The sequence below is a fragment of the Streptomyces sp. LBL genome (genome assembly GCF_029893585.1).
In the GTDB taxonomy this organism is placed as follows: Bacteria; Actinomycetota; Actinomycetes; order Streptomycetales; family Streptomycetaceae; genus Streptomyces.
This window is the reverse complement of sequence record NZ_JARXYX010000024.1, coordinates 123,178-147,874: the sequence shown is the minus strand read 5'-3', so window position 1 is coordinate 147,874 and position 24,697 is coordinate 123,178. Positions and strand designations below refer to the sequence as shown.

The window sequence follows — 24,697 nt, the reverse complement described above, 5'->3', positions numbered from 1 at the left end:
GACCTCGCGGGCGACCCTGGTGACCTCGTCGGCGAACGCGGACAGCTGGTCGACCATCGTGTTGATCGTCGACTTCAGCTCCAGGATCTCGCCCTGGGCGTCGACCGTGATCTTCTGGCTCAGGTCACCGTTGGCGACGGCGGTGGTGACCTGGGCGATGTTGCGGACCTGTGAGGTCAGGTTCGAGGCCATGAAGTTGACGTTGTCGGTGAGGTCCTTCCAGACCCCCGACACGCCCCGCACCTGCGCACGGCCGCCGAGGTTGCCCTCGGTGCCGACCTCGCGTGCCACGCGGGTGACCTCGTCGGCGAACGCGGACAGCTGGTCGACCATCGTGTTGACCGTCAGCTTCAGTTCGAGAAGTTCACCGGTCGCCTCGACGGTCACCGTGCGGGTCAGATCGCCGCGCGCCACCGCCGTGGTCACCAGGGCGATGTCACGCACCTGGGCGGTCAGCCGGGACGCCATCGTGTTCACCGACTCGGTCACATCCCGCCAACTGCCCGACAGGCTCGTCACCTTGGCCCGGCCACCGAGCCGGCCCTCGGTGCCGACCTCGCGGGCGACCCGGGTGACCTCGCCGGTGAACCGGGAGAGCTGGTCCACCATCTTGTTCACGGCCTGGCCCAGCCGCCGCATATCGCCGCGCAACTGCCTGCTGCCGTCGTGCAGATCGACCCGCTGGGTCAGATCACCGCCGGCCACCGCGTCCAGCACCCGGGTCGCGTTCGCCGCCGGGGCCACCAGGGCGTCGAGCAACTGGTTGACGTCGTTGACCCGGGAGGTCCAGGCTCCCTGACCGGGGCTTGTGGAGAGGCGTTCGTCGAGCCGGCCGTGTCGGACCAGCTCCCGTTTCACGCGCTGCACTTCGGTGTGGAAGTGGGTGCTGCGATCCATGATCTGGTTGAAGAGGGCGGTCAGTTCGGCCACCGGGCCGCACCCCGACTCCGGCACCTTGGCGAAGTCACCGTCCCGGGCCGCGGTCATCGCGGCGACCAGAGGGCTGAGATCCGATGCTCGAATCTGGCCATCTTCGTGTCCGTCTTCGAGCACACGCGTAGCACTGTTCTCACTCATGGCGGCCCACTTCGGTAACTCGGCGCTTATGGGCGTGGCCAGTCTGTCACTCTGTCGGCATCGACTGAGGTGTATTCGTCCGAACCGCTCGGGGAGCTGTCCATGGGGGCCATTCCGACGCAACGGGAAACCGATTCCCGTGCCTCCGGTGCGCCTGTGCCGGGGGGCGCGCATCCACGTGCCGAAGAACATCCGCACGCCGACGCGCCCCCGCGTACAGAGACACATCCGGCCACCACCGCGCCCCCGCGCGCGGACACGCATCCGGCCACCGCGCCCCCGTACACCGACGTGCTTCCGGCCACGGCGACGCCCGCGCGCGCGGACACCCGTCCAGCCACTGCGGCACCCCCGCGCCCGGACGAGCATCCAGCCCCCACGCCCCCGTACGCGGACGAGCATCCAGCCACCGCATCCCCGCGCGCGGACGCGCACCCAGCCACGGACGAACCCCCGCGCGCCAAAGCCCATCCGCCCATCGACGAACTCCCGGAACTCCCGGAAACCCCACGCGCCGAGACGCACGCCACCCTCCCCGGCAGCCCCCTCGCGCCGGGCTCCGCCCGCGCGCTCTTACGGGCCGCGCTCGCCGACTGGGCCGAGCGAGGGCTGCCCGGCACCGAGCACCTCAGTGACCGGCTGGCCGACGATGCCGTGGCCGTCGTCAGCGAACTCGTCACCAACGCCGTGGTGTACGCGGGGACCGACGTCGCGGTGGAATGCCGGCTGGAGGCGGAGACGGGCGCCGTCGTCGTCGAGGTCCTGGACCACCACCCCTCCCGCGCCCCGCGCGACGTCGCGGTCGAACCGCCGTACGAGACACCGGAGCACGGGCGAGGGCTGCGGCTGGTCGCCGCACTCGCCGAGTCCTGGGGGATCACCTACCGCACCGGCGCCAAGACGGTGTGGGCGCGGCTGCCCGCGCACGGCGTCCCGACGGCGGGGGAACACGCCGCGTCCGCCGGGGAGCGCGGTCTGCACGTCGCCGGGATACTCGCCCCCGAGCCGCAGCGCACCGAAGAGGAACGTGACTGGCTGGGCCGAGGCGCCCTGTCCTTTCTCGCCGAGGCCTCCGACCTGCTCGCCGGTCAGCTCGACGAGAACCTGGTGGCCGCGCTCGCCGGACAGCTGATCGTGCCCCGGCTCGCCGACTGGTGCGCGGTGTGGCTGGAGGACGAGGTCACCGGCCGGGCCGGCTGGACGGCCGACGGGCCCGCGGGCACCGGACCGCAGCTGGCCCGGGTCTGGCACGCCGGCGAGCACCGCATCGAAGACCTGCGCCGGGCTCTGGAGAAGGAGTCGCCACGCCCGCCCGACCCGGCCCGCTCCGGCCCCGCCGCCTTCCCCTGGCCCCGCCAGGCCCTCGGCCCCGACGGCTCCGCGCTCGCCTACCGTCTGACGGCCGGTGGCCGCCCGCTCGGCACCCTGGTCATCGGCCGGGCCGGGCTGCAGAGCTACCCCGACGAGATCACCGGACTCGTGGAGGACCTCAGCCGCCGGGTGGCGCTCGCCATCGGCGCCGCCCGCCAGTACGCCCGGCAGGCCACCATCAGCGCCGTCCTGCAGCGCGGCCTGCTGCCCGGCGCGGTCGCCGAGATACCCGGGATGCGCAGCGCACTGGTGTACGAGCCGTGTGACAAGGGCGGACCCAGCGGTGACTTCTACGACATCTTCCCGGCCGGCGACGGACGCTGGTGCTTCGCCGTCGGCGACGTCCAGGGCAAGGGACCCGAGGCCGCCGTCGTCATCGGCCTCGCCCGGCCCTGGCTGCGGCTGCTGGCCCGCGAGGGCTACCGCGTCGCCGACGTCCTGGACCGCCTCAACCAGCTGCTCCTCGACGACGCCACGGAGGCCGCGGACGCGGCGGCCCGCGCGCTGGCCGCCGCGGGCGGCCGGCCGACAGGCCCCGGCGACGGCCCGCAGACCCGGTTCCTGTCCCTCCTCTACGGCGAACTCGCGCCCTTCGACGGCGGTGTGCGCTGCACCCTCGCCTCCGCCGGACACCCGCTGCCGCTGCTGCTCGGGGCGGGCGGCGAGGTCCGTACGGCAGCGCACCCGCAGACCCTCATCGGGGTCATCGAGGACGCCACGTACACCAGCGAGACCTTCGAGCTGCGCTCCGGCGACAGCCTGCTGTGCGTGACGGACGGGGTGACCGAGCGGCGCAGCGGCTCCCGGCAGTTCGACGACGAGGACGGGCTCGCCGAGGCGCTGGCCGGGTGCGTGGGGCTCGACGCGGAGCTGATCGCGGCGCGGATCAAGCGGCTGGTGCACGAGTTCGGGGTACGGCCGCCGGCGGACGACCTGGCGCTGCTGGTACTGCAGGCCGAGTAACGGCGACGGGTGCGGCCGTCGGCACAGGACAAGTGGGCGCCCGTGGGTGCGGGACAGACGGCCGCCCGTAGGTGCGGGACAGATGGACGCCCGTAAGCGCGGGAAAGACGGGCGCTCGTCGGTACGGGACAGATGGCCGTCCGCAGGTACGGGACAGATGGCCGCCCGCAGGTACGGGACAATGGGGGTATGCCTTCCGCACTCCCCGACGGCGAGCCCGTCCCCGACGACGGCGCCCTCCCCGCGTCCGCGCTCGCCGGGGCGGCCGACCGTCCCCTCGGGTTCTATCTGCACGTCCCGTACTGCGCGACCCGCTGCGGCTACTGCGACTTCAACACGTACACGGCGACCGAGCTGCGCGGCACCGGCGGTGTCCTCGCCTCCCGCGACAACTACGCGGACACCCTGACCGACGAGGTCAGGCTGGCCCGCAAGGTCCTCGGCGACGACCCGCGCGAGGTCCGTACGGTCTTCGTCGGCGGCGGCACGCCCACGCTGCTGGCCGCGGGCGATCTCGTACGCATGCTGGCGGCGATCCGCGACGAGTTCGGCCTCGCGGCGGACGCGGAGATCACCACCGAGGCGAACCCGGAGTCGGTGGACCCGGCCTACCTCGCGGAGCTTCGGCAGGGCGGCTTCAACCGGATCTCCTTCGGTATGCAGAGCGCGCAGCAGCACGTGCTGCGCGTGCTGGACCGTACGCACACACCGGGGCGTCCGGAGGCGTGTGTGGCGGAGGCCCGCGCGGCCGGGTTCGAGCACGTCAACCTGGACCTGATCTACGGCACGCCCGGCGAGTCGGACGACGACTGGCGGTCCTCGCTCCAAGCGGCGCTGGGGGCCGGTCCGGACCACGTCTCGGCGTACGCGCTGATCGTCGAGGAGGGTACGCAGCTGGCCCGGCGGATCCGCCGCGGCGAGGTGCCGATGACGGACGACGACGTGCACGCGGACCGGTATCTGATCGCCGAGGAGACACTGGCGGCGGCCGGGTTCGACTGGTACGAGGTGTCGAACTGGGCGACCTCGGACGCGGGGCGCTGTCTGCACAACGAGCTGTACTGGCGGGGCGCCGACTGGTGGGGGGCGGGACCGGGGGCGCACTCGCACGTGGGCGGGGTGCGCTGGTGGAACGTGAAGCATCCGGGGGCGTACGCGGCGGCGCTGGCGGCGGGGCGGTCGCCGGGGGCCGGGCGGGAGATCCTCTCGGAGGAGGACCGCCGGGTGGAGCGGATTCTGCTGGAGCTGCGGTTGCGGGAGGGGGTCCCGCTGGATCTCCTGCGGACGGAGGGGCTTGCCGCGTCCCGACGGGCGCTCTCGGACGGCCTGCTCCAAGACCGGCCCTACGAGGCGGGGCGTGCCGTGCTGACGCTGCGGGGGCGGTTGTTGGCGGACGCGGTGGTCAGGGACCTGGTGGACTGATCACGCTGGAGGGCGAATCCCTGCACGACGCCCGTTCGGTCCCTGACGCGGCAGGCGAAATCCCGGCCTACCTCATCGTCGACCCGATCGTGGCACATTGCGTTCTGCTCACGGAGCCCATCGGCACAGGGGACGAAGCCGACCACCGGGCCCAGCGGATCACCACCTTCGGCGCCGCCCTCTCGCTGGAATCGCTCGGCATCGAACTCGACACGAGCGAGTTCGGCACCTACAAGGGCGTCAAGCCGGGGTCCGTGACGAAGTCGATCAGCTCCTCCACCCTCCCCAGCAACTCCGGCTCCAGGTCCTTGTAGGACCCCACCCGCTTCAGGATCGCCTGCCACACCGCCCCCGTGTTCTCCGGCCAGCCCACGGCCCGGCACACCCCCGTCTTCCAGTCCTGGCCGCGCGGCACCCGGGGCCACGCCTCGATGCCCACGGCGGACGGCTTCACCGCCTCCCAGATGTCGATGTACGGGTGGCCCACCACCAGGGCGTGCTCACTCGTCACCGACTCGGCGATGCGCCACTCCTTCGTGCCCGGCACCAGGTGGTCCACCAGCACGCCCAGCCGGGCGTCCGGGCCCGGCGCGAAGTCGGCCACGATCGACGGGAGGTCGTCCACGCCCCCCAGGTACTCCACGACCACGCCCTCGACGCGCAGGTCGTCGCCCCACACCTTCTCGACCAGTTCCGCGTCGTGCCGGCCCTCGACGTAGATACGGCCGGCGCGGGCCACCCGGGCCCGTGCGCCGGGGACGGCGACCGAACCGGAGGCGGTACGGGACGGACGTACCGGAGTCGTCGACGGCGGCCGGACCAGGGTCACCACCCGGCCTTCGAGGAGGAAGCCGCTCGGTTCCAGCGGAAAGACCCGGTGCTTGCCGTGGCGGTCCTCCAGGGTGACCGTTCCGGCCTCGCAGCGGATCACCGCACCGCAGAACCCCGTCCCCGGCTCCTCGACCACCAGGCCGGGCTCCGCCGGGACCTCGGGTACGGGCTTGGGCTTCTTCCACGGCGGGGTCAGGTCCGGAGAATACTGGCGCATTCGGATGACGATAGGAGAAGCGGCCGAGGAGCACCTACGACACGCCGAAACGCGCTGCCAGCGCGTCGCGTTGTGCCCGTACGAAGGCCGCGTCCACCACCGCTCCGTGACCGGGCACGTACAGCGCGTCCTCGCCGCCCAAATCGAGGAGCCGGTCCAGCGCGGCGGGCCAGTGGGCCGGGGCGGCGTCGGGGCCCGCCTGGGGTTCGCCGGACTCCTCGACCAGGTCGCCGCAGAAGACCACCTCGGGGGAGCCGGGGACGAGGACCGCGAGGTCGTGGGCGGTGTGGCCGGGGCCCACGTTCGCCAGCAGAACCCGCCGGCCGTCACCCAGGTCGAGGGTCCACTCGCCGAAGACCCGGTGGCGGGGCACGACCAGGACCTCGGCCGCCTCGTCCGCCAGGGAGGCGTCCAGGCCGTTGCGTACGGCGTCCGCGCGCAGCTCCTCCCGCGCGCGGCGCCCGTCGACCGTCGTCTCGATGCCCACCGCGCCGAACATCTCCGCCCCCGAGAACGCCGCGGCGCCGAAGACATGATCGAAGTGGGGGTGGGTAAGCGCGAGATGAGTCACACGGTGACCGGTGAGCCGCTCCGCCTGTCCTCGCAGCCGCCCGCCCTCCCCGAGACTCGACCCGGAATCGATCAACAGCGCGGTACCCTCACCGACGACCAGCCCCACCGTGCAGTCCCAGCCCGGCAGCCGGCACCGGCCGACCCCGGCCGCCACCCGTTGCCATCCCAGCTCTTCCCAAGTCACCGTCATACCGCGACGCTAGCCAAGACAGCACGTCCGGGCGCGGTCTCGCGGGACCGGCCTTGCCCGGGGCGTACCCCACGGCCGTACACTGGGCCGGGGAACGCTGGCACTCGGATGTGACGAGTGCCAGGCCAGGCGCGACGGGGACGACCTCTGGAGGTGTGTGCGCGATGCTGAGTGAACGCAGGCTTCAGGTGCTGCGCGCCATCGTCCAGGACTACGTCGGCACCGAGGAGCCCGTCGGGTCCAAGGCGCTCACCGAGCGCCACGGCCTCGGCGTCTCCCCGGCGACGGTCCGCAACGACATGGCGGCCCTGGAGGACGAGGGGTACATCGCCCAGCCGCACACCAGTGCCGGGCGGATCCCCACGGACAAGGGGTACCGGCTGTTCGTCGACAAGCTGGCCGGCGTCAAGCCGATGACCGCGCCCGAGCGGCGCGCCATCCAGAACTTCCTCGACGGCGCGGTCGACCTGGACGACGTCGTGGCCCGGACGGTGCGGCTGCTCGCGCAGCTGACCCGGCAGGTCGCGGTCGTGCAGTACCCCTCGCTGACCCGCTCGACCGTGCGGCACGTGGAGCTGCTCTCGCTCGCCCCCGCGCGCGTGATGCTCGTGCTGATCACGGACACCGGCCGGGTCGAGCAGCGGATGGTCGACTGCCCGGCGCCGGTCAGCGAGACCTCGCTCGCGGATCTGCGGGCGCGGCTCAACAGCCGGGTCGCGGGCCGTCGTTTCGCCGACGTGCCGCGCCTGGTGGAGGACCTGCCGGAGGCCTTCGACCTGGAGGACCGCGGTGCGGTCACCACGGTGCTCTCCACCCTCCTGGAGACACTCGTCGAAGAGAACGAGGAGCGGCTGATGATCGGCGGCACCGCCAATCTGACCCGCTTCGGACATGACTTTCCCCTCACCATCCGGCCCGTCCTGGAGGCACTCGAGGAGCAGGTCGTGCTTCTCAAGCTCCTTGGTGAGGCCGGGGATTCGGGCATGACCGTACGCATCGGTCACGAGAACGCCTATGAGGGACTCAACTCCACGTCCGTCGTGTCGGTCGGCTACGGTTCGGGCAACGAGGCAGTAGCCAAGCTCGGCGTGGTCGGACCGACCCGCATGGATTACCCGGGAACGATGGGAGCGGTACGCGCAGTGGCACGGTACGTCGGACAGATCCTGGCGGAGTCGTAAGTGGCCACGGACTACTACGCCGTTCTCGGCGTGCGCCGCGACGCGTCGCAGGAAGAGATCAAGAAGGCCTTCCGGCGGCTCGCACGCGAGCTGCATCCGGACGTCAACCCCGATCCGAAGACCCAGGAGCGGTTCAAGGAGATCAACGCCGCTTACGAGGTGCTGTCGGACCCGCAGAAGAAGCAGGTCTACGACCTGGGCGGCGACCCCCTCTCGCAGGCGGGCGGCGCCGGTGGCGCGGGCGGCTTCGGCGCCGGCGGCTTCGGCAACTTCTCCGACATCATGGACGCCTTCTTCGGTACGGCGTCCCAGCGCGGTCCGCGCTCGCGCACCCGGCGCGGCCAGGACGCGATGATCCGGCTGGAGATCGAGCTCGACGAGGCGGCCTTCGGCACCACGAAGGACATCCAGGTCGACACGGCCGTCGTCTGCACCACCTGCAGCGGCGAGGGCGCGGCGCCGGGCACCTCCGCCCAGACATGTGACATGTGCCGCGGCCGGGGTGAGGTCTCGCAGGTCACCCGGTCCTTCCTCGGCCAGGTCATGACGTCCCGGCCGTGTCCGCAGTGCCAGGGCTTCGGGACCGTCGTCCCGACGCCGTGCCCGGAGTGCGCGGGTGACGGACGGATCCGCTCGCGGCGCACGCTGACGGTGAAGATCCCCGCCGGTGTCGACAACGGCACACGGATCCAGCTCGCGGGCGAGGGCGAGGTCGGCCCCGGCGGCGGTCCCGCCGGCGACCTGTACGTCGAGATCCACGAGCTGCCGCATTCGCAGTTCCAGCGCCGGGGCGACGACCTGCACTGCACGGTCACCCTCCCGATGACCGCGGCGGCCCTGGGCACCAAGGTCCCGCTGGAGACGCTGGACGGCCTGGAGGAGGTCGACATCCGGCCCGGCACCCAGTCCGGCCAGTCGATCCCGCTGCACAGTCGCGGTGTCACCCACCTGCGCGGCGGCGGCCGGGGCGACCTCATCGTGCACGTCGAGGTCCAGACCCCGAGCAAGCTCGACCCCGAGCAGGAACGGCTCCTGCGCGAGCTGGCGAAACTGCGCGGCGAGGAGCGCCCGCTGGGACAGTTCCAGCCGGGGCAGCAGGGGTTGTTCTCCCGGCTGAAGGACGCGTTCAACGGTCGCTGACGGGGTGGCTGCGGGCGGTTGTCCGCCGCCCGCCGCCCCTGCCCTGCCCGTCCACCGCTGGCATGTGCCAAGGGAAAGGCTCGATTTCGGACTTGTTCGGAAGACGTGACAACATGCCGTCATGTCCTCCGCACTGACCGATCTTTTCCCTCATCCGATCGTGCAGGCCCCCATGGCGGGCGGTGTCTCCGTACCGACGCTGGGCGCCGCCGTGTGCGAGGCCGGCGGGCTGGGGTTCCTCGCTGCCGGGTACAAGACGGCCGACGGCCTGTACCAGGAGATCAAGCAGCTGCGGAGCCTCACGTCCCGTCCCTTCGGCGTGAACATCTTCATGCCGCAGCCGGAGTACGCGGACCCGGCCGCGGTGGACGTCTACGCCCATCAGCTGGCCGGCGAGGCCTCCTGGTACGAGACAGAGCTCGGCGACCCCGAGAGCGGCCGTGACGACGGCTACGACGCCAAGCTCGCGGTGCTGCTCGACAACCCGGTGCCGGTGGTCTCCTTCCACTTCGGCACCCCCGGCCCGGACGTCCTGGACTCGCTGCGCCGGGCCGGCACCTTCACCCTGGTCACCGCGACCACCCCGGAGGAGGCCCTCGCCGTCGAGATGGCGGGCGCCGACGCGGTGATCGCGCAGGGCGTGGAGGCGGGCGGCCACCAGGGCACCCACCGGGACCTCCCGGAGACCGACGGCTCCGGCATCGGACTGCTGTCGCTGATCGCACAGATCCGCGAGACCGTACGCATCCCGATCATCGCGGCCGGCGGCATCATGCGCGGCAGCCAGATCGCCGCCACGCTCGCCGCGGGCGCGAGCGCGGCCCAGCTCGGCACGGCGTTCCTCGCCACCCCCGAGTCCGGCGCGAGCGCCGTGCACAAGCAGGCCCTGACCAACCCTCTGTTCGTTCGTACGGAGTTGACCCGGGCCTTCTCCGGGCGCCCGGCGCGCGGCCTGGTCAACCGGTTCCTGCGCGAACACGGGCCGTACGCGCCCGCCGCCTACCCGGAGCTCCACCACCTGACCTCGCCGCTGCGCAAGGCGGCGGCCAAGGCGGGCGACGCGCAGGGCATGGCGCTGTGGGCGGGACAGGGCCACCGGATGGCCCGCGATCTCCCCGCGGGGCGGCTGGTGGAGGTGCTGGCCGCCGAACTCGCCGCCGCGCAGGAAGCGTTGGGGGTCCGGCCTGCCCGGGGTGGCGTGCGATGACCGCGCCGGTGTTCGTGCTCGATCCCCTGGAACTCCCGGACTTCCGCGGCGGAGAGATCGTCCTCGACGGCCCCGAGGGGCGGCACGCGGTCTCCGTGAAGCGACTGCGGGCCGGCGAGGACGTCGTCCTCACGGACGGCCGCGGGCGCTGGATCGAGGGCGTCGTGAAGGCAGCCGAGGGCAAGGACCGGCTGGTCGTCACGGGCCTGGAGAGCGTCCACGAGGAACCCCGGGAGCAGCCCCGCGTCACTGTCGTCCAGGCCCTCCCCAAAGGTGACCGGGGCGAGTTGGCCGTCGAGACGATGACCGAGACCGGCGTCGACGCGATCGTGCCGTGGGCCGCCGCCCGCTGCATCACCCAGTGGAAGGGCGACCGCGGCCCGAAGGCGCTCGCCAAGTGGCGGGCCACCGCCCGCGAGGCCGGCAAGCAGTCCCGCCGGGCGCGTTTCCCCGAGGTCGCGGACGCGGCGACGACCAAGCAGGTTGCGGCACTTCTCGCCAAAGCCGACTTCGCCGCCGTACTGCACGAGGACCGCGACTACGGCAGCGAGCCGCTCGCCACCGCCGAACTGCCCGCCGACGGCGAGATCGTGCTGGTCGTCGGCCCCGAAGGGGGCGTGTCCCCCGAGGAGTTGGCGCTCTTCCAGGAGGCGGGCGCGAAGGCGTACCGCCTGGGCCGTACCGTGCTGCGTACGTCGACCGCCGGTACGGCCGCGACCGCGCTGCTCCTCGGCCGCACCGGCCGCTGGTCCTGACCGGCCGCACCGGCCGCACCGGCCACTGAGTGGCGCGCGGGTGGCCGTACGCGCTCTACCGTGGTGGGGCGGTCGGTGGCAGGCTGCCTTTCATGGGGTCGTTGAGACGATTCGGGCACGTCTGGTGCCAGGTCGACCCCACCTGCCGGCCGGTCGAGGGCAAGTGATCCACCGGTGAAGGTGGGTGGCCAAGTCAGCGAAACCCCTGGTCCCGGGCGGCGCGCGTGCATAGGGTGATCGGGTGACACAGCCAGCGACGTCGGGTTCTCCTGCGTATTTCCGGTATCCGCATCCGCACGGCGAATTGGTCGCCTTCACCGCCGAGGACGACGTGTGGCTCGCCCCGCTCGACGGCGGCAGGGCCTGGCGGGTGAGCGCCGACAACGTGCCGGTGACCCACCCCCGTATCTCGCCCGACGGCACGACCGTCGCCTGGACCTCCACCCGCGACGGCGCCCCCGAGGTGCACATCGCCCCGGTCGACGGCGGCCCCGCCGTACGCCTCACCCACTGGGGCAGCGCGCAGACCCAGGTCCGCGGCTGGACCCCCGAAGGGCAGGTCCTGGCGATCACCACGCACGGCCAGGCGAGCCTGCGCCGCAAGTGGGCGCACGCCGTCCCGCTCGACGGCGGACCGGCCACCCGGCTGCCGTACGGCCTCGTCGGCGACGTCGCCCACTCGGACTCGGGCACGGTCGTGGTGTCCTCGCCCATGGGACGCGAGGCGGCCTGGTGGAAGCGCTACCGGGGCGGCACGGCGGGCAAGCTGTGGATCGACCGCGCCGGCGACGGGGAGTTCGTACGGCTGCACGAAGAGCTGGACGGGAACCTCGAATACCCGCTGTGGGTGGGGGACCGGATCGCCTTCCTGTCCGACCATGAAGGCGTCGGCGCCCTGTACTCCTCCCTCGCCGACGGCTCCGACCTGCGCCGGCACACCCCCCTCGACGGTTTCTACGCCCGGCACGCGGCCGGTGACGGCACTCGGGTCGTGTACGTCAGCGCCGGCGAGCTGTGGATCCTGGACGACCTGGACGGCGCAGAGCCGCGCCGGCTGGAGGTACGGCTCGGCGGTCAGCGTGTCGACCGGCAGCCGTTCCCGGTGAACGCCGCCCGCTGGTTCGGCTGCGGCGCCCCCGACCACACCGCCCGCGGCAGCGCCATCAGCGTCCGCGGCGCCGTGCACTGGGTCACCCACCGGTCCGGACCCACCCGCGCGCTCGCCGCCGAACCCGGCGTACGGGCCCGGCTGCCGCGCACCTTCCGCGCGGACGGCGAGGAATGGGTGGTGTGGGTGACGGACGCGGAGGGCGACGACGCCCTGGAGTTCGCGCCCGCCACCGGCCTCGCCCCCGGCGCCACCCCGCGCCGCCTCGCCGCCGGACAGCTCGGCCGCGTCCTCGGACTCGCGATGGCCCCCGACGGCAGCCGGGCCGCGGTCGCCGCGCACGACGGACGTGTGCTGCTCGTCGAACGGGAGACCGGCGAGGTCCGCGAGGTCGACCGCAGCGAGGACGGCGACGTCTCCGGCCTCGTCTTCTCGCCCGACTCCGCCTGGCTCGCCTGGTCGCACCCCGGCCCGCGCCCCCTGCGTCAGCTGCGGCTCGCCAACACCACCGACCTGTCGGTCACCGAGGCGACCCCGCTGCGCTTCCAGGACTACGCGCCCGCGTTCACCCTCGACGGCAAGCACCTCGCCTTCCTGTCCAACCGCTCCTTCGACCCGGTCTACGACGAACACGTCTTCGACCTCGCCTTCGTGGTCGGCGACCGCCCGCACCTGATCACCCTGGCCGCGACCACGCCCTCGCCGTTCGGCCCGCAGCGGCACGGCCGTCCCTTCGAGGCGCCGGACAAGGACGAGATCCCCGACAGCGAGGGCACCCCGACCACCCGGATCGACCTGGAGGGCCTCGCCGACCGGATCGTGCCGTTCCCCGTCGAGGCCGCCCGCTACTCCAACCTGCGGGCCGCGAAGGACGGTGTGCTGTGGCTGCGGCACCCGGTCCAGGGCGTCCTCGGCTCCTCCCGGGCCACGCCGGACGACCCGGACCCGAAGACCGAGCTGGAGCGCTACGACCTCGCCCAGCAGCGCATCGAGCATCTCGCCACCGACGCCGACCACTTCGCGGTCAGCGGCGACGGCAAACGGGTCCTTTTGTGGACCGACGGGCGGCTGAAGGTCGTCCCCAGTGACCGGCGGGCCTCCAGCGACGACGACAGCGACTCCAACATCACCGTCGACCTCTCCCGGGTCCGGCAGCTGGTCGACCCCGCTGCCGAGTGGCGGCAGATGTACGAGGAGACCGGCCGCATCATGCGCGACCACTTCTGGCGCGCGGACATGAACGGCGTCGACTGGACCGGCGTCCTCGACCGCTACCGGCCCGTGGTGGACCGGGTCGCCACCCACGACGACCTCGTCGACCTGCTCTGGGAGGTCCAGGGTGAACTCGGCACCTCGCACGCCTACGTCATGCCGCGCGGCGGTCACGGCCACGGGCCCGGTCAGGGGCTCCTCGGCGCGGACGTCTCCCGCCACGAGGACGGCCCTCAAGGATCGGCGCGGTGGCGCATCGACCGCATCCTGCCGACCGAGACCTCCGATCCCGAGGCCCGCTCCCCGCTCGCCGCCCCCGGCGTCGCGGTGCGCGCCGGGGACGCGATCGTCGCGGTGGGCGGAGTGCCGGTCGACCCGGTCACCGGGCCCGCCCCACTCCTCATGGGTACGGCGGGCAAGCCGGTCGAGCTGACGATCTCACCGTCCGGCGGCGGCGAGGTACGGCACGCGGTCGTCGTCCCGGTCGACGACGAGGAACCCCTGCGCTACCACGCGTGGGTCGCGGACCGGCGGGCGTATGTGCACGAGAAGTCCGGCGGCCGGCTCGGCTATCTGCACGTGCCCGACATGCAGGCGCCCGGCTGGGCCCAGATCCACCGTGACCTGCGCGTCGAGGTCGCCCGGGAGGGCCTGGTCGTCGACGTCCGCGAGAACCGGGGCGGGCACACCTCCCAGCTCGTCGTCGAGAAACTGGCCCGGCGGATCGTCGGCTGGGCGGTGCCGCGCGGGATGCGGCCGTACAGCTACCCGCAGGACGCGCCCCGCGGGCCGGTCGTCGCCGTCGCCAACGAGTTCTCCGGCTCCGACGGGGACATCGTCAACGCGGCGATCAAGGCGCTGGGGATCGGGCCGGTGGTCGGTGTACGGACGTGGGGCGGGGTGGTCGGGATCGACAGCCGGTACCGGTTGGTCGACGGCACGCTGATCACGCAGCCGAAGTACGCCTTCTGGCTGGAGGGCTACGAGTGGGGCGTGGAGAACCACGGCGTCGACCCGGACGTGGAGGTCGTACAGCGGCCGCAGGACTACGCGGCGGGCCGGGACGTGCAGCTGGACGAGGCGGTACGGCTGGCGCTGGAGGCACTGGAGGACAGCCCGGCGAAGACACCGCCCGGATTGCCCAGCTAGGGACAATGTCGGTGATTTAGTGCATCAGTGCAGGTAGACGTTGTACTGGCTGCTGTTCTGGATGAGTGGGCCAATGGGATGCAGGGGGAGATCCGCCACCATCTGATGACGCGCCAGGCGATCTCGGGATATGGCAACGGGGCTCCCGGTAGGACAGAAGATCGACCAAAATCCGACTGTCTGCGAGGGAGCCCCGTTGGGCGCTCAGTCTGCCATCGCTGCTGCCTCAACCGTCACGACGGCGGTCCGTCCGGTATCCCCTCGAAGCCCTCGAAGGCGGTTGGAGCCGCAGTTCGGCGACCGGATCCGGCTCGACGTACTCACTGAGGAGATCGCCTCCGAAGCGGTCGACGAGGTACTCGAGTTGACCGGAACGGCCGAGCGCCGCCCGCGGGCTTCTGCCGGCCCGCGCGTTGGTCTGCTTCGTCCTGGCGCTGGGCTTGTTCAGCAGTCCGACAGCGCAGTCAGGATCAGCTCAGGCTGCCGGTGAGCGAGACGAGGCTGGGTGTACCGGGGTAGCCGGTGAGCTGTTCGGTGGCGTCCCACTTGCCGTCGGCGTGGCGGAGGGTGTGCCGGATGCGCCCGGTATTGGTGACTACTGCGGTCTGGAGTTCCCCGTCCACTGCGGCGGCACTGACGTTCGTCATGGTTTCGGAGCCCAGTCGGCTCGTCAGGCTGCCGAATGCGCTCCAGCTTCCGTCCGACGCGCGAATTCCGTGCCGGGCGCCGCCCGTGGCGTTGGTCAGGACGACCTGCAGGTCCCCGCCGATTCCGGCGAAGGCCATGCCGTTTGCTGCTCCTGGAGTGATGGCTTCCTGGTTGATGTGTCCCCAGTCGGTCCAGGTGCCGTCGGATGCCCGGACCGCGTGGTAGGCCTTGGTGCCGGCGACCACGCCGACATGGGTCTGGCCGCCGGAGGTCTGGGCGACGGTAACCTGGCGGGCGCCTGTCAGGACACCGAGCTGGTTGGAGACGTCACCCCACTTGGTCCAGGTGAGGTCCTCGTTCTGAATGGCGTGGTAGATCCGGTCGCCAGCCAGGCCGATCAAGGCCAAGCCGTTGCCGGTCGAGGTTACCGCCACCTCGGTGAGGCCGGCCTTGTCGCCCAGCGCGGCCGTCAGATCGGTGAAGGCGGCCCAACCGCCGGTGGGACGTCGGCTGGCTTCGTAGACGTGCCCGTCGCCACCAACGGCGAAGACATAGTTGATGTCGCGGACTCCGGCGTCGGCTGTGTAGGAGATGCTCTGAATGGTTCCTGCTGCCTTCTGCACATCGCCGAAGCCGGTCCAGTCACCGTTGCTGTCCCGCATCGCGTGGTACAAGCCGCTACTGGTGAGAGTCAGTGCCTGAGTCTTCCACGGGTTGAGAGTGGAGGCGGTGGCTTGTCGGATCCAGGTGCGGATGTCGTCGACGCGCGCCGCTACGGCACCGGTCCTGGTCTCTTTTTCGCCCAGGCAGCCGCCCTGCCAGGATGCGGTGGTGACGGCGACCAGCTCGGTACGGCCGTCCACTTGGCGGAAGACCGGCGCGCCGCTGTCCCCCTGGCACACGGGAGTGCCGTCGATACTGATCAGACCGTCTTGAACCTGGGTGGAGGTGAAGGACGCCTGGTGCAGTTGGTCGGGCACCCAGGTGTCCTTGGTCCGGCCGTAGCCCGCTCCGAGCAGTGCCTCGCCCGCGGTGGGAGCGGTGGTGGCCGGATGGAGCCAGCCGATGGTCTGTACGGGACTGGCAAGCTTGCCCACCACTACATCCCGCTCCGGGTGGGGTACGAGGTCAACCACGTTACGGACCTGCCCGGCGGTCCCGGTCAGGTTGGTGCGGCCGATGACCGCCGTGGTCTTCAGTTTGGGCGCGCCTGCGGCCAGTGCCGTCGGCTGTGTGGGGTCGTCCGCGAAGCAGCTCGACGCGGTGATCACCCACTGGTTGTTCAGCAGGGTGCCCGTGCAGGCGCGCTTGCCGCCGATGTCGAGCTTCACAGTGAATGCGTAACTGGTGTTCGTGACCGGATCGCCGCCAGTCGCCTGCGCTGGGGTGGTGGTGAGCGCACTGACCACGGCAACTGAGGCCAGCAGCGCCTTGGCCCGCGCTCGGCGGGAAGGTCTGATAGACACTGATCTTTCGCTTCCTATAAGTAGCAAACAGCGTGCCGAGACACGTGGTGGCATGGGTCGGGACGGTGGAAATCGCTTCGGCCGCGATGAGGGCTACCGGGACACGCTGGACAGGGCCGAGGCGGTGGCACGGCGAAGTGGAACCTCTTCTCGCTGGACATGGTGGGGTCAGCCCGTGACACGGATTTCGACCAGCACGGAGCGGGGCCCGCCCACGGTCCCCTCGCCCACGCTCTCGAAGCCGCCTTCTTCGACCTTGACGGTGGTGGTCTCACCGTTGGCGGTGAGGTCGGCACTGATGGGGTGCTGGCCGGTCTCCAGCGCGAAGACGCGCGGTAGTTCGAGCGTCAGGTAGCCGCTCGGAGTGGTGGCCCGGAAGCAGTAGTTGGCCTTCCGGCCGACCACGTCGTCCTTGACCGTGTACACCTTGATCTGGTCACTCGTGCTGTCGCAGTCCACCAGCAGGACGTGTCCGTCGCCTTTCTTGAGCCGGATGCCCTGGGTCGTCAGGATGTCGGCGGCGCCGGGGTAGTCGAATTGCTCCACCGCGACGGGCGGGACGTCGGTAGCCTCGGGGGGAGAATCATCGGCAGCAGCAAGAGGGATTCCGATAATCGCGCCGAGAGCACTAAAGACTCCGGAAACAAGAAGAATTCGGGCGCGGAGAAACACCGCAGGCTCCTTTCGGACGCGACAGCCTTATTTCCGGGATGCCGCCCCCGTTAAGTGTTTGGTTCGTAGAGATCATCCACACCGTAACCTCACAATTACCCATGAGCAACACCCAACCTCCGCGCCACACACGCAGGTTGGGTGGATGATTAATCCATGCAGGAAGGTTCTTAATGAAAAGGAAAAGCAATGGTAAATAATGGCAAAATGGAGGAAGATCGGACAAGTCGGATCGCTTGCGGTCGGCCGAATATCCTATTCACTCGCCGCGGGCACGGAAGTTATGCTCACCCCTCCGATGTTCGACAGCCCTGCAGGCGTCGATAAGCGAGATGGGTAGCCAGTGCATCGAATAATTAACGAGTCTGATATAGGTGGTAAATCGTCCCGTGCGAGACACAGAACGGCCTTAGGTCTGCTTTCTCTGCTCCTCGCTGTCGGCCTCCTCGGTCCCACGCCCGCGGTGGGCGGTGAGCTTCTGGCCACCGTGCCTTCGGCCGCTGTAGCCGCGGCGACGGTGACCGCGGGTGACCGCGATCTGGTGGTCGATTACTGGAGAGAGGGCGGCCCTGGCGTCAAGGCGGCCGCCGAGGCGGCGCTGACCGGCAGTGACGCAGACGTGCAGGCGTTCCTGGCGGTCGCAGACGACCTGTCCTTCGAGGACGAGCGGGTGAGTGCCGCCCAGTTCGCCTCGGTGGGCGGCCCCGAGTTGCTGGCCGCCGCACGTACAGCGCTCGCAGGTACCCCGGACGGACTGCACGACTTCCTGGACGACGGCTGGGAAGATGCCATGGAGCAGGACAATCGGGTCCTGGCCGCCCAGGTCATCGACACCGGTGGCCCCAATGTGCAAGACGCGGGCCGGGCAGCGCTGGCAGGATCGGCTGAGGACGTCAGGACGTTCCTCAACACGACGCAGTACGCGCAGCGTGAGCAGGACGAACGGACGCAGGTCGCGCAGATCATCAGCGCGGGCGCCACCAACGTACGGGCAGCCGGGCGGCTCGCGCTGAACGGCAATGCCGAGGACATCACCGAGTTCCTGCAGGTGGGCCAGTTCGTCGCCCTCGCGAAGGACCAGGAGCACGCCACCGTCGCCCAGCTGGCCCAGCAGGCGAAGGAGGCGGGCAAGCAGGCCGCGAAGGAGACCACGGCCGCCAAGACGGAGTCCGCCAAGGCGGTCAAGGCCTCACAGCTCGCCAAGGAGGCGGCACTTGAGGCCGCGTCCGAGGCCGAGGCCGCCAAGGACGACACCGACAAGGCCGCACGCGCCGCCAAGCGCGCCGCCACGGCGGCGTCCCAGGCCGCCGCCTCCGCGCAGAAGGCCATCGACGCGGCCAATGCCGCGAACAACTCCGCGCGCGTCGCCGCAAGCGCCGCCTCGCAGGCGGCAGCTGCCGCGGCCGGCGCCTCGCAGGCAGCCTCCCGCGCCCGCAACGCCGCTGCCGACGCCGCGGTGGACGCCGGGAACGCCGCGGCCGCACGGAAAGCCGCCGAGGACGCCCGTTCCGCCGCCAAGGGCGCCGACCTCGCCGCCGACGCTGCCGACCAAGCCGCCGTTGCCGCCGACGCGGCAGGCGATGCCGCCAGCTCGGCGGCGAGCGCGGGGGCCAACGCCAACGCCGCAGCCAACGCGGCGATCGAGGCCGGCAACTACGCCGGCCAGTCCAGTGCGGCCGCCGCCGAGGCCCGAGCCGCTGCCGCGGCCGCCAAGCGCCACGCCGTCGAGGCCAACCGCGCAGCCGGCGCCGCGGAAGCACTGGCCCGCAAAGCCGCGACTGCGGCCCGCGACGCCCGCGACGCCGCCAAGTCGGCGGCCACCCACGCGAAGAACGCCGCCGCTGCTGCCGACGACGCGGCTGAGCACGCGGGCGAGGCTGCGCAGGCCGCCACCAGGTCCACCGCGCACGCGAATGCCGCCACCGACGCCGCGAACGCGGCCACAGCGGCCGTGACCAAGGCCCAGGGGATCTACACCATCGCCCGCGAGATCGAGGCGGCGGAACTCCTCGGCCGTAGGAACGCGGGCATCGAACTGGCCAAGGACGACAAGGAGGCGTACGACGCCCTCACCGCCGCCCAGGACGAGCGGGAGAAGGCCGCCCAGGACCGGGAGGCCGAACGGAACCGGCTGGTGGCCGAAGCAGGCAAGGCCGGTACCGACCTCGCGGCCGTCGCCGACCAGGGCCGCGCCCTGGCCGTACTGGTGATGAAGAACGGCACCGCATGGGGCCGCGCCGCGGCCGAGGCAGCACTCGGCGGTCCGGATGAGGTCGTCCTGGACTACCTGCGCAACGGCTGGCGCACAGCCGAGCAACAGGATGAGCGCTCCTACGTCGAGCGGCTCGCCGAGGAGAGCGAGGACAAGGCCGTGCGCGACGCGGCCGAGACCGCCCTCGATGGCGACGCCGTCGCCATCAGCGCGTTCGTCGACAACGGCCAGTATCAGGTCGCAGCCGAGTCCATGCGTGTCGCCATCGCCCAGACCGTTTCCGGTGCCGGTCCTGTCCTGACCGAGGCGGGCCGCGCTGCCCTGGCTACGGGCGATCCCAAAAAATTCAGCGAGTTCCTCCTCACGACGCAGAACACGGCGCGGACCGAGGACGAACGGGTCAGGGCGGCGCAGCTGGTCGATAGTGGCACCCCCGAGGTGAAGTCGGCCGCCCGGATCGCACTGGAAGGCTCGCCACAGGCGCTCCACGCCTTCATCGTCTCCGGCCAGTACAAGGCTCAGCGCAAGGACTACCTCACCGCCACCCACGTGGCCCAGATCCAGAAGATGATCTCGGACGCGCAGAAGATCGCGGCCACCGCCCAGCAAAATGCCGAGACCGCCCAAAAGGTGGCTGCCACCGCTCGCAATGCTGCGGACAAGGCCAAGGAGTGGGCCCAGAAGGCCGACGACTCCGCGAAAAAGGCGCAGGACTACGCCAAGCAGGCTGACCAGTACGCCAAGGACGCCGAGGAGTCCGCGTCGAAGGCAGCGGCGTCCGCCAAGACGGCACGCGATGCGGCGAATCGCGCGGATGTTTCCGCCTCCCGCGCGGCCAAGTCCGCGGCCGACGCCACGCTCTCCTCGGAGGTGGCTCAGGCTTCCGCATCCCACGCGGCGTACTACGCCGACGAGGCACGCAAGTCCGCGGTCGCCGCAGGCAAGGACGCGGATGCTGCGCTCCAGGCAGCCACCGAGGCCTTTACCGCCGCGGTCACCAAGCGCAGGGAAGAGGAGGAAGCGCGCCGCAAGGCTGCCGTGGCAGCCAAGGAGGCCGCGGTGAAGAACGGCATGACTCCGGCCGAGATCTACCGCTGCGAGCAGGCGCTGGTCCCGTGCGAGCCGGCAACCTTCGCCCGCTGGTGCCAGCAGTCGGAGATCATGTGCGGCATCCTTCACGACGGCAAAGAGTTCGGCGACGCGATGGAGCAGCTCTGGAACGGCGAGAAGGAGCTCCTCGGCATCAGCAGTTTCGAGAAGTGCCTGCGCAACAAGGACTTCAACAGCTGCAAGGGCGTCGCCGTGGACGCCGTCCTAAGCGGCAAGCTGAAAGCCCTTGACCGGGTGTACGACGAGCTGAAACTGCTCAAACGCGGCTGCAAGGTCGTCGGTGCAACCTCGTTCCTATTGACCACATCGTTCGCGGCGGCGGCGAGCGGTGCTCCCGGTTGTCTGGAAGGAAAGGAGGACTACAAGGTCTACAACCCAGTCACCGGCAATATCATCACCGATATCGACCTCTTCGAGAACGGCGTGATGTGGGAAGTGAAAACGGCCATTTACGCTGAAAGCGACTGGCTGGACAAGCATGTCAGCCTGAAATTAGCCAACTACCTGGACTGCCGGAAAGTGCTTCCCGGGTACGAGAACGCGCCGATCGGCTTCCGGTTCACCAGGTCCGGGATGGACCCGCGGTTCCGAGCGGCACTGCAGTCGCGGTTCGAGCAGCTCAGGCGGGATCACCCGGACCTCGACCTCAGACTGGAGATTGCAGATTGAGCTATCCCTTCGAGCAAGGCGGCGAGACACTCTGGGACGCGGGCTACCACAGTGGGCAGCTATACGCCTCCCTGGCCTGGGGTGCCGCCGGGTTCTTCGAACTGCCGTCCGGGCTGTCGGACACCCCACAGGGCAGCTGTGAAATCGACCCACCGGTTTTCCAGTCTTTCGTTGAGCAGTTGTACCGGCTCTACGCCTCAACCGACAACGATGTACTGCATGGTCTGGCACATGGCCTCCTGGTCACCTCGCTCGTCCTGCTGAAACGGGCGGGTGGCGAGATCGACCTTCGCCCCGAACATGAGGCGGCCTTGCAGGAGCAGATCGCGCAACTCGGGCGGTCCATGGCGTAACTGGATCTTGCATGAGGGCCCGTCACGTCACCGCGGTGACGGGCCCTCCGAAGCTTCCCCTCGTGGACACCCGGGAAAGGGGACGTGAGGTTCCAGAGAAAGTAGTGCCAGATGGGAAGCACAACAGGCGGTACGCGGAGGAGTAAAAAACGGGACGTGGGAGTGCCCGTGCGCTCCTCCGAAAAGACCGCCACTGAGGTGGTGCCGGAGCTGGGCGTCAGCGCCGAGGGACTGCGGAACTGGGTCAAGCGGGACCCGATCCACCGCGGGCAGGGGAACGTCGGCAGAGCTGACGAGGGCCGAGCGAGGACTGCGGAGGCTGGCCGCCGAGCAGGCAGAGACGATCGACGTTGCTGCGAAAAGCGGGTGCCTTCTCGCGGAGAGCGATCAATGAGCAAGGTGTGCGCATTCATCGAGGCGAGAACACCCATGGTGTTGCTCTCCTGTGCCGGCTGCTGAAGGTGGGCAGCTCCTCCTTCTACGCGTGGCTGGCCGGCGAGAAGACCCGGTAGGTGCAGCAGAACGCGGGCGACGCCCCGGCGAACGAGATAACCGTGGGCGGGCAGTCGAGCCACCGGGCTCAGTGGCAGCGGGCAGTCACCGCGTCTCGCGTATGTCTCCGTGCGCTGTCCAGCTGTTGATGAAGGCAGTAAAGGCACTGGTCGGCACCGACAGCGTGCCTCGGTGCGGGGCCTTCGAATCGCGTACAGAGGTGACCGGGCCGTTGAACCCCACCTCGACGCAGTCGCTTCCGGATCCTCCGCTGTAGGAGGACTTGAGCCAGCGGACGTCTTCGCCGACGGCTTCCTGAGCCAGTGCCATTATCGCTCCCTGCGTGCTGTGGCGGTGAACTCTCTGACGAGGTCCGCGAGCAGGCTGCTCGTCTCCGAGGTGCTGAGCGCCTGTGACCGCAGATACTCGAAGACCACCCTATGACGCTCCAACTCGCCTGACTTCTCGAGGTACAGAGCCCCGCTGAGATTGCTGAGATGCACCACGTCGAGCGACGGCTCGGGGCCGCGGATACTGATGAAGCTGGTGCTTTCGGCCGCATGTGCTCCGCTGCTGAAAGGGAGGATCTGCACCGTGATGTGTGGCATGCCGGAGGCTGTGGCCAGGTGCTCCAGCTGCTCGGCCATGACCTCGGGTGAGCCGACGCGGCGCCGGACGACGGCTTCGTCCAGGATGGCCCACAGGTGGGGCGGCGGCTGCCTCTTGAGGACTTCCTGCCGTTTCATCCGAACGTCCACCATCCGCTCGATCAACTCCGGCGCGGCGCGTACCTCGGCCGCCTGGATCACAGCAGTCGCGTATGCGCGGGTCTGCAGCAATCCAGGTACGTAGGTGTTGGCCCAGTGGCACTCTTCGACTGCCTCGTCCTCAAGCGTGAGCAGCGGAGTGATCCAGCCGGGGATCGCGTCGTGGTAACTCTGCCACCACCCCTGCACCTTGGCGTTCTTGGCCAGTGACACGAGCGCGGCGCGTTCCTCGTCGGTGGTGCCGTATGCGCGGCACAGCGCATCCACCACCAGCCACTTCACGGGTCCCCGATTGGACTCATAGCGGTTCACGGTCGCCCGGGACACCCCAGCGGCTTCGCCGGCCACTTCGAGGTTGAGCCCTTTCAGGTCCCTCAACCGCTTCAGTTCGGCCCCGAGTTGGCGGCGTCTGGTGGTTGGCCCCACGGCTGTCCTTTCCATGAGCTTACGTAGTCGTCCAGTTGCCCTGAGCGGGTCGGCGACAACGCTCACACATGTCAATGCGGAGATGTGTCACCCACACGGGGGGATTCTAGGAGATGTTCGCCGTGAGATTCTCATGGCGAGACGATCAGTGTCACACTCCACGCAACGGGAGGGACGCCGTGGCTCACCGGATGGGCTGCCTGGTGCGCACTCCCCTCGCATGCTTGACCGCCGAAGGAGCCCAAATGCGTCGACTGATCAGACAACTCACCGACTGGATGCGGCTGTTCTCCACATCGTCCGGTAGTGACCGCGACGAGCGGATGCCCTCGCCGGTCGATCCTCCGATCACTCGACCGACTGTGCCTCGTTCCACCCCCGCTCTCACCGCCCGCGCCTGGTACGAGCCCATCGATGGCTCCGCCACCCCCCCTCGTCCGCCCCAACCTGACCGCGTACGAGCGCGAGGAGAAAGCCCGCCTCCCGCGGTTGAGGCGCGACACCCTGGGGCTCGCCCCGTACGGCGTCGATCTCGACAGCCGTGACATCCAGGAGTGCCTGGGGGGGGCGTCATGAGTGAGCAGGCGGACCGCGTACGACTTCTGCCCTGGACCGGCGCGCACGGTCAGCCCTGTCTTCTGCTCACCGGTGGTGATGGCTCTGCCTCCCGGCTCGCCGACCGGATCGAGAGCGTGCAACTCGGCCTCGCCCACCGGCTCCTCGGGCGGACTCGGGACCTGCTTGCGGCAGGAGGGCTGGGTGACAGGGAACTGGGATTGCTGGCGGACCAGTTGGCGGACGCTCTCTCCGACACGCTGCGCATCGCCACGTCACGAGGCTCACGCCTCGGGGGTTGGCAGCGGGCTCCGGAGGGCGGAACCGCGGGCGGAGTCGTGGGCGAAACCACGGGTGGAGCCACGGACGGGCCGCTGCCGGCAATGGATGTCCTCCGCCACGTATGGGGGTGTCGCCCAGCCGGGCTCCGGGCCCACAGCCTGCTCGCCCTCCCGGGCCGTGACCTCTCCTCCGCGCGCGCCGCGCGGCGTCACGTGCGTGACACGGCCCGGTCGTGGGGGCTGTCCAGGAGCTCGGTCGACGACCTGGAGTCGATCAGCGGGGAGTTGGTCGCGAATGCCCTGGAGCACAGTGACAGCCGCACCATCACGGTCACGTGTGCCCTCACCGCCGACAGGATCGTCATCGGTGTGACCGACGAGGGCGCCGGGCGGCGGCCGTACGCCGATCGCCCCGGAACGCCCTGTCCGCCGGGGCCGGAGAGCGAGCACGGCCGCGGCCTGCTGATCACTGACGTGCTCGCCGCCCGCTGGGGGGCCCAGCCGAGCGGAAGCGGTCTGACGGTCTGGGCGGAGGTCCTCGCTGACGCTCCGGGGGATGCAGTCCGGTGACCGTCGCCGTCGCCGTTGCATGGACACCGAGCGGTGAGGGTGGGCGCGGGCGGCACTGGTACGACGTACCGCCGCCTGCC

General features: G+C 70.4%; 18 protein-coding genes. 11 read left to right on the top strand and 7 right to left on the bottom strand.

The genetic code is table 11. From position 1 onward, the window contains the following. Positions 1 to 1,077, bottom strand: a 1,077-nt coding sequence (locus M2271_RS27445; RefSeq protein WP_280890008.1) for a HAMP domain-containing protein, incomplete at its 3' end; no start/stop codon positions are given. 102 nt (positions 1,078 to 1,179) lie between these two features. On the opposite strand from M2271_RS27445, the gene M2271_RS27440 reads away from it, so the two are divergent. Next, positions 1,180 to 3,411, top strand: coding sequence for a SpoIIE family protein phosphatase (locus tag M2271_RS27440; protein ID WP_280890007.1), 2,232 nt, complete (start codon positions 1,180 to 1,182; stop codon positions 3,409 to 3,411). Between the two features lie 189 nt (positions 3,412 to 3,600). Further along, a complete protein-coding gene (hemW, locus tag M2271_RS27435) occupies positions 3,601 to 4,833 on the top strand; it encodes a radical SAM family heme chaperone HemW (RefSeq protein WP_280890006.1) in 1,233 nt (410 codons plus the stop codon). Positions 4,834 to 5,062: 229 nt separating this feature from the next. Here the strand turns inward: hemW and M2271_RS27425 are convergent, their stop codons facing one another. Both M2271_RS27425 and M2271_RS27420 read right to left on the bottom strand, forming a co-directional pair. Continuing rightward, a complete protein-coding gene (locus M2271_RS27425) occupies positions 5,063 to 5,881 on the bottom strand; it encodes a DUF3097 domain-containing protein (RefSeq protein ID WP_280890005.1) in 819 nt (272 codons plus the stop codon). A gap of 34 nt (positions 5,882 to 5,915) precedes the next feature. Beyond that, positions 5,916 to 6,644 (bottom strand): MBL fold metallo-hydrolase, encoded by a 729-nt coding sequence (locus M2271_RS27420; RefSeq protein ID WP_280890004.1) that lies wholly within the window; start codon positions 6,642 to 6,644, stop codon positions 5,916 to 5,918. A gap of 164 nt (positions 6,645 to 6,808) precedes the next feature. Between M2271_RS27420 and hrcA the strand changes: the two genes are divergently transcribed. The 5 genes from hrcA to M2271_RS27395 all read left to right on the top strand — a co-directional run bounded on the left by hrcA (position 6,809) and on the right by M2271_RS27395 (position 14,396). Further along, positions 6,809 to 7,825, top strand: coding sequence for a heat-inducible transcriptional repressor HrcA (hrcA, locus tag M2271_RS27415; RefSeq protein WP_280890003.1), 1,017 nt, complete (start codon positions 6,809 to 6,811; stop codon positions 7,823 to 7,825). Further along, entirely contained in the window at positions 7,826 to 8,965 is a 1,140-nt protein-coding gene (dnaJ, locus tag M2271_RS27410; RefSeq protein WP_280890002.1) for a molecular chaperone DnaJ, read from the top strand. Positions 8,966 to 9,086: 121 nt separating this feature from the next. Beyond that, a complete protein-coding gene (locus tag M2271_RS27405) occupies positions 9,087 to 10,172 on the top strand; it encodes a nitronate monooxygenase (RefSeq protein WP_280890001.1) in 1,086 nt (361 codons plus the stop codon). After that, complete coding sequence (locus M2271_RS27400) at positions 10,169 to 10,927, top strand: 16S rRNA (uracil(1498)-N(3))-methyltransferase (RefSeq protein WP_280890000.1); 759 nt, start codon at positions 10,169 to 10,171, stop codon at positions 10,925 to 10,927. Before M2271_RS27405 ends, M2271_RS27400 begins: the two co-directional genes overlap by 4 nt. 241 nt (positions 10,928 to 11,168) lie before the next feature. Beyond that, positions 11,169 to 14,396 (top strand): S41 family peptidase, encoded by a 3,228-nt coding sequence (locus tag M2271_RS27395; RefSeq protein WP_280889999.1) that lies wholly within the window; start codon positions 11,169 to 11,171, stop codon positions 14,394 to 14,396. Positions 14,397 to 14,866: 470 nt separating this feature from the next. Here the strand turns inward: M2271_RS27395 and M2271_RS27390 are convergent, their stop codons facing one another. Next, complete coding sequence (locus M2271_RS27390; RefSeq protein ID WP_280889998.1) at positions 14,867 to 16,510, bottom strand: trypsin-like serine protease; 1,644 nt, start codon at positions 16,508 to 16,510, stop codon at positions 14,867 to 14,869. 168 nt (positions 16,511 to 16,678) lie between these two features. Continuing rightward, a complete protein-coding gene (locus tag M2271_RS27385; protein WP_280889997.1) occupies positions 16,679 to 17,056 on the bottom strand; it encodes a hypothetical protein in 378 nt (125 codons plus the stop codon). 589 nt (positions 17,057 to 17,645) lie between these two features. On the opposite strand from M2271_RS27385, the gene M2271_RS27380 reads away from it, so the two are divergent. Then, positions 17,646 to 21,173, top strand: a complete 3,528-nt coding sequence (locus M2271_RS27380; RefSeq protein WP_280889996.1) for a chemotaxis protein — start codon at positions 17,646 to 17,648, stop codon at positions 21,171 to 21,173. Continuing rightward, complete coding sequence (locus tag M2271_RS27375) at positions 21,170 to 21,526, top strand: DUF6086 family protein (protein WP_280889995.1); 357 nt, start codon at positions 21,170 to 21,172, stop codon at positions 21,524 to 21,526. The genes M2271_RS27380 and M2271_RS27375 overlap by 4 nt, the downstream gene beginning before the upstream one ends. Before the next feature lie 597 nt (positions 21,527 to 22,123). On the opposite strand, the gene M2271_RS27370 is transcribed toward M2271_RS27375, so the two are convergent. After that, positions 22,124 to 22,348, bottom strand: a complete 225-nt coding sequence (locus M2271_RS27370; protein ID WP_280889994.1) for a DUF397 domain-containing protein — start codon at positions 22,346 to 22,348, stop codon at positions 22,124 to 22,126. Next, on the bottom strand, positions 22,348 to 23,226 hold the full coding sequence (locus M2271_RS27365) for a helix-turn-helix transcriptional regulator (protein ID WP_280890017.1): 879 nt from the start codon (positions 23,224 to 23,226) through the stop codon (positions 22,348 to 22,350). The genes M2271_RS27370 and M2271_RS27365 overlap by 1 nt, the downstream gene beginning before the upstream one ends. Positions 23,227 to 23,625: 399 nt before the next feature. Between M2271_RS27365 and M2271_RS27360 the strand changes: the two genes are divergently transcribed. Both M2271_RS27360 and M2271_RS27355 read left to right on the top strand, forming a co-directional pair. Beyond that, positions 23,626 to 23,787, top strand: coding sequence for a hypothetical protein (locus M2271_RS27360; protein ID WP_280889993.1), 162 nt, complete (start codon positions 23,626 to 23,628; stop codon positions 23,785 to 23,787). Continuing rightward, positions 23,784 to 24,617, top strand: a complete 834-nt coding sequence (locus tag M2271_RS27355) for an ATP-binding protein (RefSeq protein WP_280889992.1) — start codon at positions 23,784 to 23,786, stop codon at positions 24,615 to 24,617. The genes M2271_RS27360 and M2271_RS27355 overlap by 4 nt, the downstream gene beginning before the upstream one ends. The last annotated feature ends 80 nt before the right edge of the window (positions 24,618 to 24,697 follow it).

Bases quoted from the DNA above. Each gene is read 5' to 3' on its own strand.
- M2271_RS27440 (WP_280890007.1), top strand. From the start codon at position 1,180: ATGGGGGCCATTCCGACGCAACGGGAAACCGATTCCCGTGCCTCCGGT.
- hemW (WP_280890006.1), top strand. From the start codon at position 3,601: ATGCCTTCCGCACTCCCCGACGGCGAGCCCGTCCCCGACGACGGCGCC.
- M2271_RS27425 (WP_280890005.1), bottom strand. From the start codon at position 5,881: ATGCGCCAGTATTCTCCGGACCTGACCCCGCCGTGGAAGAAGCCCAAG.
- M2271_RS27420 (WP_280890004.1), bottom strand. From the start codon at position 6,644: ATGACGGTGACTTGGGAAGAGCTGGGATGGCAACGGGTGGCGGCCGGG.
- hrcA (WP_280890003.1), top strand. From the start codon at position 6,809: ATGCTGAGTGAACGCAGGCTTCAGGTGCTGCGCGCCATCGTCCAGGAC.
- M2271_RS27405 (WP_280890001.1), top strand. From the start codon at position 9,087: ATGTCCTCCGCACTGACCGATCTTTTCCCTCATCCGATCGTGCAGGCC.
- M2271_RS27400 (WP_280890000.1), top strand. From the start codon at position 10,169: ATGACCGCGCCGGTGTTCGTGCTCGATCCCCTGGAACTCCCGGACTTC.
- M2271_RS27370 (WP_280889994.1), bottom strand. From the start codon at position 22,348: ATGGCACTGGCTCAGGAAGCCGTCGGCGAAGACGTCCGCTGGCTCAAG.
- M2271_RS27365 (WP_280890017.1), bottom strand. From the start codon at position 23,226: ATGGAAAGGACAGCCGTGGGGCCAACCACCAGACGCCGCCAACTCGGG.
- M2271_RS27360 (WP_280889993.1), top strand. From the start codon at position 23,626: ATGGCTCCGCCACCCCCCCTCGTCCGCCCCAACCTGACCGCGTACGAG.
- M2271_RS27355 (WP_280889992.1), top strand. From the start codon at position 23,784: ATGAGTGAGCAGGCGGACCGCGTACGACTTCTGCCCTGGACCGGCGCG.